This is a genomic window from Arthrobacter sp. NPDC057388, from assembly GCF_042668165.1.
Lineage (GTDB): Bacteria > Actinomycetota > Actinomycetes > Actinomycetales > Micrococcaceae > Arthrobacter.
The window spans coordinates 57,591-69,930 of the sequence record NZ_JBHVBL010000022.1; the positions used below are offsets into that span (position 1 = coordinate 57,591).

The following is a 12,340-nucleotide window of genomic DNA, read 5'->3' on the forward strand; positions in this document are numbered from 1 at the left end:
GCGGTGTGGAAAGACGGGCAGAGCCAGGTCTGGACGGGATCCTTCCGGCTGCCGCGGGACTGCCTGCCGCGGGACTGGCTGCCGTGCAGCTGTCCGCCGTCGACCTCCGGCAGGCCGCCACCCTGGACGACGGCGAGCAGCGGCTGGCCGTGTCCTTCGGTTCCGGGATCCGCCGGGACAGGTTCCTGGCAGGGCGCATTGCGCTGCGCGGCCACGCCGCCGCCGTGGCAGGTGTCCGTGCCGGCGCGCTGCGGGCGGACTTCGCCTGCCGGGAATGTTCAAAGGACGACCGTGTGCACGGCATGCCCCGTTACCAGGCCGGGCCGGACGGGCCCGCCGTGCTTGCAAGCCTGAGCCGCACGGGGGACTGGTGCCTGCTGGCGGCCACCGCGGACGAACAGGTGCTGGGGGTCGGCGTCGACCTGGAGGATGCCACAGCCGCAGGCTTTGCAGGGTTTCCCGAGGTTGCCCTTTCAGAGCGCGAGCGGCAGCACCTCCAGAGGATGGAGCCCGCCCTGCGGCCGGAAGTCCAGACGCTCCTGTGGGCGCGCAAAGAGGCGGTGCTCAAGGCACTGGGCAGGGGGCTGGCTTTTATCGACCCCAGCCTCGTGGACGTTGCCGGACCGGTTCCACTGCTGCCGGACTTTGCGGGTGCACCTGAAATCGGACGGGAATACCGGTGGCTGGTCGACGCCGTCCTGCCGGATTCACTGGGGCTGCCCGGCTCCTTTGTGGCGGCGGTGGCCGTCCGCACAGCGGCTGGAGGCCGGTATGACACCGCATGGAAGGACGCGCACGGTCGCCCCTTCCTCCCGTGAATCAACCTGTGAAGGTTGACAGTTTCGGTAAATGCGAGTTGACACGCACTTCCGCGAGTAAAATCGTGAAGTACCGGATCATGGCAGTTCCCCAGGCATGGATCCGGCTTGCGGGCCACCTGGCTACTCCGGGTGGACGATTGACAATCGGCAGAAGTGGTTGATAGGTCTCCACGCGCCCCGTGATCGGCTCATGCTGCCGCCTTCTGATAACACGTGAATCGCAAAGCAGGAGCAAGACTATGGCCATCACCTCGCCAACACCGCAGCGGCATCCCTTGGCAGCCAAGCTCGCGTTGGTTTCGACCGTTTCCCTGGGACTCCTAGCCGGTCCCGTTGCCCTCGCCGGGCCTGCCAGCGCTGCACCAGAGCACGGTAAGGATGACAAGAACTGTCACGTCACGGCCTACAAGCCATACAAGGCTGAAAGGGACGGGAAGGACAGGGACTACGGCAAGTCCGTCAAGGTCGTCTTCAAGTTCAAGATCCACTGCGACAAGGGCACGAGGGTCTACTTCGACCACAAGATGTTCAAGCACGGCGGACGGGACGACAAGGACCTCGGCCGCGATCATGGCTGGGTCTGGGTCCACGGAAACAAGTACTTCGACAGCAAGGAGAAAGTCTCCTTCGACCGTGGCGACAAGGATGTCAAGGTATCGCACACCGTAAAGATCCAGTTCAAGGACAAGGACCGGCACGGCCACTGGACGTGGAAGTCCGATTCCGACCGGGCGCATGCAACCATCAAGGTTGAGAAGGGACGCGATTACCGCTAAGGGCGCCACACCGATAGCCGGGAGCCATTGGTGACACCTTAAGCGTTGAGGGCGGCACGGATGCCGCCCTCAACCACGTTAACGCATGCGCCCGGTCAGAGCCGGTTGGCCCCGGTCACCCGGACCACCGCGGTTCCGGTCTCGTCTGAGGCGGCCAGATCCACTTCCGCTGAAATGCCCCAGTCGTGGTTGCCGGCCGGGTCGTCGAAAATCTGCCGGACCTTCCAAACGCCGGGCTCCTCCTTGATGATGAGAAGCCCCGGGCCGCGTGCGTCGGGGCCGGTGCCGATGTCGTCATGCTCGTCGAAGTAGTCGTCCAGGGCGTCTTCCCAGCGGTCGGCATCCCAGCCGGCGTCGCCGTCGAGCTCTCCAAGGGCGGTGGCGTCCTCATCCGCAAAAAGCTCCACCCGCCGGAACATTTCGTTCCGGACCATGACGCGGAAAGCGCGGATGTTGGACGTGAGCGACGGCGGCGGGGGAGGCGGTGCGTCGTGCGGCGTCGGCGCGGCGCCGGACGTCAGTTCCTCCCACTCGTCCAGCAGGCTGGAATCCACCTGCCGCACCAGCTCGCCGAGCCAGGCGATTAGGTCTTCCAGGTCCTCGCGCAGCGCATCCTGCGGCACGGTCTGCCGGAGCGCCTTGAAGCCGTCCGCCAGGTAGCGCAGCACGATCCCCTCGGACCGGGCCAGGCCGTAGAACTGCACGAACTCGCCGAAGTTCATGGCACGCTCATACATGTCCCGGATGACCGACTTGGGGGCCAGTTCAAAGTCGCCCACCCACGGCGCCGCTTTCCGGTACACGTCGAAGGCCTCGCCCAGGATTTCCGCGAGCGGCTGGGGATAGGTGACCTCGTCGAGCATCGCCATCCGCTGCTCATACTCGATGCCGTCGGCCTTCATGGCGGCCACGGCCTCGCCGCGGGCCTTCTTCTGCTGCGCGGAAAGGATCTGCCGCGGCTTCTCGAGCGTGGCTTCGATCACGGAAACCACGTCGGCGGCGTAGGACGGGGATTCGGGGTCCAGCAGGTCCAGCGCGGCCAGGGCGAACGGGGACAACGGCTGGTTCAGGGCAAAGTTCGGCTGCAGGTGGACGGTCAGGCGCACTGTGCGGCCGTCCGTTCCCTGCTCGTCCGCCGGGATGCGCTCCACGACTTCGGCCGCGAGCAGCTCCCGGTAGATCCCGAGGGCCTTCTTCATGAGCCGGAGCTGCGAGGGCCGGCTCTCGTGGTTTTCCGTGAGGAGACGCCGGGCCGCGGCGAACGGGTCGCCAGGGCGCTCCATGAGGTTCATGAGCATCGCGTGGGTTACGGTGAAGCTGGAGCTCAGCGGCTCCGGCACGGACTCGACCAGGCGGTTGTACGTGGGTTCACCCCAGGACACGAACCCCTCCGGCGGCTTCTTCTTCACCACCTGGCGCAGCTTCCGCTGGTCATCCCCGAATTTCGCGGTGGCCTTGGCCATCGCCTTGACGTTCTCCACCACATGCTCGGGCGCCTGCACCACCACCGTCCCGGCGGTGTCATAACCGGCCCTGCCGGCCCTTCCGGCAATCTGGTGGAACTCACGGGAGTTGAGCAGGCGGGTGCGTACGCCGTCGTACTTGCTCAGTGCGGTGAGCACAACGGTGCGGATGGGCACGTTAATCCCTACGCCCAGCGTGTCCGTGCCGCAGATAACCTTGAGCAGCCCGGCCTGCGCCAGCTGCTCCACGAGCCGGCGGTACTTGGGCAGCATGCCCGCGTGGTGCACGCCGATGCCGTGCCGCACCAGACGGTTCAGCGTCTTGCCGAAGCCCGCCGCGAAACGGAAGTTTGCGATCAGCTCGGCGATCTTGTCCTTTTCCTCACGTGTGCACACGTTGATGCTCATGAGCGTCTGCGCGCGTTCGATGGCTTCCGCCTGGCTGAAGTGCACCACGTAGACCGGCACCTCCCGGGTGCCCAGCAGTTCCTCGAGGGTCTCGTGGACGGGCGTTTCGCGGTAGTAGTAGTGCAGCGGGATGGGGCGTTCGGCCGAGCTGACGGTGGTGGTGGGCCGGCCAGTGAGTTCGGTCATGCCGGCTTCGAAGCGGCTGACGTCGCCGAGGGTGGCGGACATCAGCAGAAACTGTGCCTGCGGCAGTTCCAGCAGCGGGACCTGCCAGGCCCAGCCGCGCTGCGGATCGGAGTAGAAATGGAACTCGTCCATGATGACGGCGCCCAGCTCGGCCGCAGCACCTTCGCGCAGGGCGGTGTTGGCCAGGATCTCGGCCGTGCAGCAGATGATCGGAGCATCCTGGTTCACTCCGGAGTCGCCGGTGATCATGCCGACGTTCTCCGCTCCGAAGATCTCGCAGAGGGCAAAGAACTTTTCGGACACGAGGGCCTTGATAGGGGCGGTGTAGTAACTGCGTTCACCGCGTGCCATCGCCTGGAAATGGGCAGCAATGGCAACGAGGGACTTGCCGGAACCCGTGGGCGTTGCCAGGATCACGTTGGCGCCGGAAGCCAGTTCCATGATTGCCTCGTCCTGGGCCGGGTACAGCTGCAGTCCGCGGCTCTCGGTCCACTCCACGAAGCGCTCGTACAGCGTGTCCGGGTCCGCGCCGGCTCCGGTGGTGATCCTTGCGGACGGGGCGGGGAGCTGTTCAACGAGTTTCATTGCCTTCCAGCTTAGTGCCAGCGCGTCCCTGGGCCATTTCCTGCCCGTCCGGCGCTAGGCTCGCCATGCCTGGCCAATGCACCGGCCCGGATCACTTCGAAGTCTTAATTAGAGGAGGCCATGTGTGGGATCCCGCGCGATACGTCCAGTTCGGGGACTACCGGCAGCGCCCGTTCTTTGACCTGACCGGCCGCGTCCTTGCCAACGCCCCGCGGGAGGTGGTGGACCTGGGCTGCGGCCCCGGGAACCTGACCGCCACGCTCGCCGCCCGCTGGCCGTCCGCGCGGGTGGTGGGCCTGGACTCCTCGGCAGAGATGCTCGCCACCGCCGAACAGCACCGGCAGACCGCGCCGGGACTTGAGTTCACGCTTGGGGACATTGCGGACTGGCAGCCTTCCGCGGACACGGATGTGGTGGTGAGCAACGCGGCGCTGCAGTGGGTTCCGGGGCACCCCGAACTGCTGGCCGGCTGGCTGGCGGCCCTGAAACCGGGCGCCTGGTTCGCGCTCCAGGTGCCGGGCAACTTCGACTCGGCGTCCCACACCCTGATGAAGGACGTCGCGGAATCACCGCAGTGGGCCGGGAAACTTGGCGGCGTGCTGCGCCACGACGAGGCAGTGGCACCGCCCGCACGCTACCTGGAAATCATGCTCGACGCCGGATGTGCGGCTGATGCGTGGGAAACCACGTACCAGCAGGTGCTCACCGGTGGGAACCCGGTCCTGGATTGGGTCCGGGGCGCCGGGCTGCGGCCTGTGCTGGCCGCCCTGACGCCTGAGGATGCGGCCGCGTTCGAGGCCGAGTACGGCGCGCGGCTGGCCGAAGCATATCCGGCCACGCCGCACGGCACGGTGTACCCGTTCCGCCGGATCTTCGCGGTGGCCCGCAAGCTCTAAGGCGGCGGTCCCGCCACGCGGGCCGCGTCCCGCGCGGTCCGATGTGATCTGGCTTACAATGGCCAAGCGGTCATTGGGGGCCGGCCCAGGCTCCCGTACGCCCTGGATATAGGAGGTGCGGTGCTGATTGGCTTAATGCTCCGCCTTCTCGCCGGGCACCGGGCCGCTGTCTGGGCAATCGTCATCCTGCAGGTGGTGCAGACGGCCGGAAACCTGATGCTGCCGACCCTCAACGCCAGCATCATCGACGACGGGATTCTCGCCGGCCAACCCGGGGTGATCCTGGGGCTCGGCGGCTGGATGCTGGTGCTGACCGCCGTGCAGGCTGCAGCCGCCCTGGGCGCGGGGTATCTCGGGGCCGGCGTCGCCATGAAGATCGGCCACCGGCTGCGGCGGGAGCTGTTCGCCCAGGTCCAGGCGATGTCATCCCAGGAGATCGGGACGTTCGGCACTCCCAGCCTGGTCACCAGGGCCACCAACGACGTGCAGCAGATCCAGACCTTCGCGGTCCTGGTCTTCACCATGCTCGCGGCGGCACCGGTCATGGGAATCGGCGGCATCATCCTGGCCGTCCAGCAGAATGCCGCACTGTCGGCCGTCGTGATTGTCATTGTCCCGGTACTGGTGCTCATCATGTACCTGATCGTCCGCCGCCTCATCCCGCTCTACCGGCAGGGACAGGCGCTCATCGACAGCATCACCCGCATCCTGCGCGAGCAGATCATCGGCGCCAACGTCATCCGCGGCTTTGTCCGGCAGAGGCATGAGGTTGCCCGTTTCGCCGAAGCCAACCGGCGGCTGACCCGGAACAACCTTGAGTCTGCGCTCGTGGTGGCGGGCATGCTCCCGATGATCATGATCGTGGTGAACCTCTCCTCGGTGGCCGTGGTCTGGTTCGGCGGGCACCTGATCAGCAGCGGCAGCATGCAGGTGGGCGCGCTGACGGCCTTCATCGCGTACATCCTGCAGATCCTGCTCGCCATCATGATGGCGATGTACGTGTTCAGCACAGCACCGCGCGCGGCCGTCTGCGCCGAACGGATCCAGGATGTCCTGGATGTGGCGCCCGCCTTGGCCGTGGGCGCCGAACCCGGGCCCAGGCCCAGTGCGGTCGTCCGGCAGCCGGCTGCCCGGCCGGACGTGGCGCAGCCGCCGCATCCGGAGGGCGGGGGAGTCCAGTTCAGCCACGTCTGGTTCGCGTATCCGGGGGCCGAGTCGCCGGTCCTGGCCGACATTTCATTTTCGGCCCGCCCCGGCACCGTCACGGCCATCATCGGCGCCACCGGCAGCGGCAAAAGCACGCTGCTGAACCTGCTTCCGCGCTTCCTGACTGCCACCTCCGGTGAGGTCCGGTTCGGCGGAACGGATGTCCGGGGGCTGCTCCCTGACCGCCTGCGGCAAAGGATTTCGGTAGTGCCGCAGCACTCCTACCTCTTCTCCGGCACCGTGGCCAGCAACCTGCGGATGGCCGCGCCGGATGCCACCGATGACCAGCTGTGGCAGGCGCTGCAGCTGGCCCAGGCCGAGGACTTCGTCCGCGGGTTCCCCGAAGGTCTCCAGGCGGCCGTTGCCCAGGGCGGAGCCGGCCTTTCCGGCGGGCAGCGCCAGCGGCTCTGCATCGCCCGGGCAATGCTCCGCAGTGCCGACCTCTACCTCTTCGATGACAGTTTTTCCGCCCTCGACTACGCCACCGAGGCCGCCGTCCGGCACGCGCTGGCGCCCCGGCTGGAGGCGGCCACGGTGCTGATGGTGGCCGAACGCATCCCGACCATCATGGGCGCGGACCGGATCCTGGTGCTTGAAGACGGCCGGCTCGTGGCGCAGGGAACGCATGCCGAACTGCTGGCGTCGTCGCCCACTTACCGGGAGATCGCCGAGTTCCAGCTGGCCCTGAATGAGCAGCCGTGAGAAGCGGACGCCCATGAGGGGTTCACACGCCGCCAAACGCACCACCGGCAGTTTCCTCCCGGCGGCCAAACGCCTCCTGGGCCTGCTGCGCCCGTCCAGGGGCAGGATGACGCTGGCCGTGGCGGCAACCTGCGGTTTCGCCGTCCTCAATGTGGTAGCCCCCAAGCTCCTCGGCGATGCCACCGACGTCGTCGTCGACGGTTTTATGCACGGCACGTTCGACGCCGGAAGGCTGGCAATGCTGCTCGGGGTGGTCTCGCTGATGTACGTCGGTGCCTCGGCCTTCAACTGGCTCCAGGGGGCCATGACAGCGTACGCCGTCCAGCGACTCGTCTTCCGCCTCCGCTCCGCGGTCGAGGACAAGCTGCACCGGCTGCCATCGGCCCACTTCCAGGAGCAGGCCAGGGGGGATGTCCTGAGCCGGGCCACTAATGACGTTGACAACATTTCCCAGGCACTCAACCAGCTCCTCACCCAGCTGATCATGTCCGTCCTGATGCTGCTCGGCTCGCTGGCCATGATGCTCTGGATTTCGCCGCTCCTGGCGCTCATCGCACTGGTGTCGGTTCCCGTGTCCACGCTGATAACGGTGTTCATGGCGCGCCAGTCCCAGGCCTACTTCGCCGCCCAGTGGACGTCCACCGGGGAGCTGAACGCACGCATCGAGGAATTCATCACCGGGCACGAGGTCGTCAAGGCGTTCGGGCAGCAGGATGCGGCATCGGCCATCTTTGGCCGGAGCAATGACCGGCTTGCCCGCAGCAGCGCGCGCGCCCAGTTCGTTTCCGGAGCGGTTCAACCGCTCATGGTCCTGGTCGCCAACGTCAATTACGTGGCGGTGGCCGTCGTGGGCGCCCTGCAGGTGGCAGCCGGAGCCATGACAATCGGCGGCATCCAGGCGTTCATCCAGTTCAGCCGCCTGTTCACCCAGCCGATGGGCCAGATCGGCGGCATGCTCACCCTGATGCAGTCGTGCGCTGCCTCCGCAGAGCGCGTGTTTGCCCTGCTGGACGAGCCGGAAGTTCCGCGTGAGGACGCCGTTCCCACCCGCCGGGACAGCCTGCGCGGCCGGATAGAGTTCGACGACGTCACGTTCGCCTACACCCCGGGGGCTCCGGCCGTCAGCGGGCTGTCCTTCTCCGTGCTCCCGGGCCAGACTGTGGCCATTGTGGGCCACACCGGTGCCGGAAAGACCACGGTGGTGAACCTGCTGATGCGCTTCTATGAGCTGGATTCCGGACGCATCACGATCGATGGCACGGACATCAGCACAGTGCCCGTGGACTCCCTTCGGTCCAACTTCGCCGTCGTCATGCAGGACGTCTGGCTGTTCAGCGGGACGGTGCGCGACAACATCGAATACGGCTGGCCGGGGGCGGACGATGCCCGCATCCTGGCAGCTGCCGAGGACAGCCACGTGGACCACTTCGTGAGGTCGCTGCCCGCGGGCTACTCCACTGCTTTAGGGACCGACGGCGAATCGCTGAGCCAGGGCCAGAGGCAGCTGATCACGATCGCACGTGCCCGCCTTGCCGACCGCAGCGTCCTGATCCTGGACGAGGCAACGAGCTCCGTTGACACCCGCACGGAGGTGCAGATCAAGAACGCGATGAACCGGCTGCGGCACGGCAGGACGAGCTTCATCATTGCCCACAGGTTGTCCACCGTGCGCGACGCTGATCTAATTCTGGTCATGGATCACGGACGCATCGTTGAACAGGGTACCCACAGCAGCCTGCTGTCCGTGGACGGCCACTACCGGCACCTGTATGAGGCCCAGTTCCGCGGGGCGGACCGCGAACCCGCCGTCCGGCCGCACCGGGGCCGGCACGCGGCGGGCCAGCAGCGCTACCGGGAGTCGGGCCTGTGACCGGGGGAGATGCCTTCCCGGGGCAGTGGAAACCGAACACGGGCAGCTCCGTGGCCCTCTTCGAGCAGTTGCGCCTCCACGTGATCGAACAGGCGGACCAGGGAAAGCTTGCCCCCGGCACCAGGCTGCCGGCCGTGCGCAGCCTTGCCGGAACGCTCGGCGTCGCACCCCACACCGTGGCGCGGGCGTACAAGGAACTCGAGGCCGCAGGCGTCGTGGCCACCAAGGGCCGCAACGGAACGGTGGTCTGTGCCCGGGACGAACGGTGGGGGGCGCTGTCCGAGGCCGCGGCAGAATATGCTGCGGCGGCAAAATCCCAGGGAGCGACCTTCGCGCAGGCGGTCCACCTGCTGGCGGCGGCCTACGACGCCGAGTAGCGGCAGTGGCGTAGCACACCCGCGTGGATATTCGAAGAAGTTTTCGACTAGCATTAGTGGGTGCCTAAAGCCGTAGCTGAAGAAACCACTGTTGTCCCTTCCGCCGTCGTCCCCCTGAGCCCCGCCAAACCGGCGCGCCCGGATCTTTCCCGGCTGGTGGTCAAGGGCGCCCGCGAGCACAACCTCCGCAACGTAGACCTGGACCTGCCGCGCGACGCCATGATTGTCTTCACCGGCCTGTCCGGTTCCGGCAAGTCCTCCCTGGCGTTCGACACCATCTTCGCCGAGGGCCAGCGCCGGTACGTCGAATCCCTGTCGGCCTACGCCCGGCAGTTCCTGGGCCAGGTGGACAAGCCCGACGTCGACTTCATCGAAGGCCTGTCGCCGGCGGTCTCCATCGACCAGAAATCCACCAGCAAGAACCCGCGTTCCACGGTGGGCACCATCACCGAAATCTACGACTACATGCGTCTCCTGTGGGCACGCGTGGGCCGTCCGCACTGTCCTGTGTGCGGCGAGCCTGTCATCAAGCAGACCCCGCAGCAGATCGTGGACCAGCTGCTCGAACTGGAGGACGGCACCCGATTCCAGATCCTCGCCCCGGTGGTGCGCGGGCGCAAGGGCGAATTCGTCGACCTCTTCAAAGAGCTGACGGCCAAGGGCTATTCGCGTGCCCGGGTGGACGGCGATCTTGTCCAGCTGAGCGATCCGCCCAAGCTGGGCAAGCAGTTCAAGCACACCATTGAGGTGGTGGTGGACCGCCTCGTGGTCAAGGAAGGTATCCGGCAGCGGCTGACCGATTCCATCGAGACGGCGCTGGGCCTCGCCGAGGGGCGCGTCCTGGCCGACTTCGTCGATCTCGATGCCGACGATCCGCACCGCACGCGGGCTTTCTCGGAGAACCTGGCCTGCCCCAACGAGCACCCCCTGGCCATCGACGAGATTGAGCCCCGGTCGTTCTCCTTTAACAACCCGTTCGGCGCCTGCTCGGCCTGCAGCGGCATCGGCACCCGGCTGGAAGTCGACGAGGAACTCATCATTCCCAACCCGGAGCTTGCCCTGGAGGACGGCGCCATCGCGCCGTGGTCCCTGGGCACTGCTACCACCGAATACTGGAACCGGCTGCTCGGCGGACTCGCCCTGGAGCTCGGGTTCTCCATGAGCACGCCCTGGCAGGACCTGCCCAAGGACGTCCGGCAGACCGTCCTGCACGGCAAGGACCACAAGGTTGTGGTGCAGTACCGCAACCGGTTCGGCCGGGAGCGCAAGTACAGCACGGGCTTCGAAGGCGTTGTGCAGTACGTTCACCGCAAGCACACCGAAACCGAGTCCGACTACGCCAGGGACCGGTACGAGGAATACATGCGGCAGATCCCGTGCCCGGCCTGCGACGGCGCCCGGCTGAACCCGGCGTCGCTCTCGGTGCTCATCAACGGCAAGTCCATTGCCGACGTCGCGCGGCTCCCCATGCGCGAATGCGCAGCGTTCCTGGACAACCTTGTGCTGACCGGCCGTGAGGCGCAGATCGCCCACCAGGTCCTCAAGGAGATCCAGGCCCGCCTCACGTTCCTCCTGGACGTCGGGTTGGAGTACCTGAACCTGGAGCGCCCCTCCGGCACCCTCTCCGGCGGTGAGGCCCAGCGCATCCGGCTGGCCACGCAGATCGGCTCGGGCCTGGTGGGCGTCCTCTACGTCCTTGACGAGCCGTCCATCGGCCTGCACCAGCGCGACAACCGGCGCCTGATCGAAACCCTGACCCGGCTGCGCGACCTGGGCAACACGCTCATCGTCGTCGAACACGATGAGGACACCATCCACGAGGCCGACTGGATCGTCGACATCGGGCCGGGAGCCGGCGAGCACGGCGGACAGGTGGTCCACTCCGGGTCCTACAAGGAACTCCTGGAGAACACGAAGTCCCTCACCGGCGACTATCTCGCCGGCCGGAAGAGCATCGACGTTCCCAAGAAGCGGCGCAAGTACGACAAGAAGCGCGAACTGAAGGTGGTGGGCGCCCGCGAGAACAACCTCCTGGGCGTTGACGCGAGCTTCCCCCTCGGCCTCTTCACCGCCGTGACCGGCGTGAGCGGCTCCGGCAAGTCGACCCTGGTCAACGAGATCCTGTACAAGGTACTGGCCAACAAGCTGAACGGCGCCAAGCAGGTGGCCGGCCGGCACAAGACCGTCCAGGGCCTCGAGCACCTCGACAAGGTGGTGCACGTGGACCAGAGCCCGATCGGCCGCACCCCGCGGTCCAACCCGGCCACGTACACAGGCGTGTTCGACCACATCCGGAAGCTCTTCGCCGAGACCACGGAGGCCAAGGTCCGCGGGTACCTTCCCGGGCGGTTCTCCTTCAACGTCAAGGGCGGCCGCTGTGAGGCCTGCTCCGGTGACGGCACACTGAAGATCGAAATGAACTTCCTGCCGGATGTTTACGTTCCGTGCGAAGTCTGCCACGGCGCACGGTACAACCGGGAGACCCTTGAGGTGCACTACAAGGGCAAGACCATCGCAGATGTGCTGAACATGCCCATCGAGGAGGGTGCCGAGTTCTTCGCGGCGTTCTCGCCGATCGCGCGCCACCTCAAGACACTCGTCGACGTCGGCCTCGGTTACGTCCGGCTGGGCCAGCCCGCCACCACTCTGTCGGGCGGTGAGGCGCAGCGCGTCAAGCTCGCGGCCGAGCTCCAGAAGCGGTCCAACGGCCGCAGCGTCTACGTCCTGGACGAGCCCACAACCGGTCTCCACTTCGAGGACATCCGGAAGCTGCTCATGGTGCTGCAGGGCCTCGTGGACAAGGGCAACACCGTCATCACCATCGAGCACAACCTGGACGTCATCAAGAGTGCAGACTGGATCGTGGATCTGGGCCCCGACGGCGGCTCGGGCGGCGGACGGATCGTAGCCTCCGGCACGCCGGAGCAGGTGTCCAAGTCCTCGGAGAGCCACACCGCGAAGTTCCTGGCCGAAATCCTCGGCTAGCGTCCGCACCTGGGCTTTCCACCGGTCTTTCTGCAGGGCAGCGGAGGCCCGCCAGAGCATCTGGC

The 12,340-nt window shown here is 66.7% G+C and carries 8 protein-coding genes; 7 read left to right on the forward strand and 1 reads right to left on the reverse strand.

What is annotated here, in order from left to right:
• The first annotated feature begins 5 nt into the window (after nt 1-5).
• Both ACFUTU_RS12260 and ACFUTU_RS12265 read left to right on the forward strand, forming a co-directional pair.
• Nucleotides 6-818, forward strand: a complete 813-nt coding sequence (locus ACFUTU_RS12260; RefSeq protein WP_377964570.1) for a 4'-phosphopantetheinyl transferase family protein — start codon at nt 6-8, stop codon at nt 816-818.
• 242 nt (nt 819-1,060) lie between these two features.
• Complete coding sequence (locus tag ACFUTU_RS12265; protein ID WP_377964572.1) at nt 1,061-1,597, forward strand: hypothetical protein; 537 nt, start codon at nt 1,061-1,063, stop codon at nt 1,595-1,597.
• Between the two features lie 95 nt (nt 1,598-1,692).
• On the opposite strand, the gene ACFUTU_RS12270 is transcribed toward ACFUTU_RS12265, so the two are convergent.
• Nucleotides 1,693-4,239, reverse strand: coding sequence for a DEAD/DEAH box helicase (locus ACFUTU_RS12270; RefSeq protein WP_377964573.1), 2,547 nt, complete (start codon nt 4,237-4,239; stop codon nt 1,693-1,695).
• A gap of 65 nt (nt 4,240-4,304) precedes the next feature.
• Between ACFUTU_RS12270 and ACFUTU_RS12275 the strand changes: the two genes are divergently transcribed.
• From ACFUTU_RS12275 to uvrA, 5 genes are all read left to right on the forward strand, one after another.
• Nucleotides 4,305-5,135 (forward strand): trans-aconitate 2-methyltransferase, encoded by an 831-nt coding sequence (locus tag ACFUTU_RS12275; protein ID WP_377964575.1) that lies wholly within the window; start codon nt 4,305-4,307, stop codon nt 5,133-5,135.
• 120 nt (nt 5,136-5,255) lie between these two features.
• Nucleotides 5,256-7,043 (forward strand): ABC transporter ATP-binding protein, encoded by a 1,788-nt coding sequence (locus tag ACFUTU_RS12280; protein WP_377964577.1) that lies wholly within the window; start codon nt 5,256-5,258, stop codon nt 7,041-7,043.
• A gap of 13 nt (nt 7,044-7,056) precedes the next feature.
• Nucleotides 7,057-8,913, forward strand: a complete 1,857-nt coding sequence (locus ACFUTU_RS12285) for an ABC transporter ATP-binding protein (RefSeq protein WP_377964579.1) — start codon at nt 7,057-7,059, stop codon at nt 8,911-8,913.
• A complete protein-coding gene (locus tag ACFUTU_RS12290; RefSeq protein ID WP_377964581.1) occupies nt 8,910-9,290 on the forward strand; it encodes a GntR family transcriptional regulator in 381 nt (126 codons plus the stop codon). Before ACFUTU_RS12285 ends, ACFUTU_RS12290 begins: the two co-directional genes overlap by 4 nt.
• Nucleotides 9,291-9,350: 60 nt before the next feature.
• Entirely contained in the window at nt 9,351-12,275 is a 2,925-nt protein-coding gene (uvrA, locus tag ACFUTU_RS12295) for an excinuclease ABC subunit UvrA (RefSeq protein WP_377964583.1), read from the forward strand.
• The last annotated feature ends 65 nt before the right edge of the window (nt 12,276-12,340 follow it).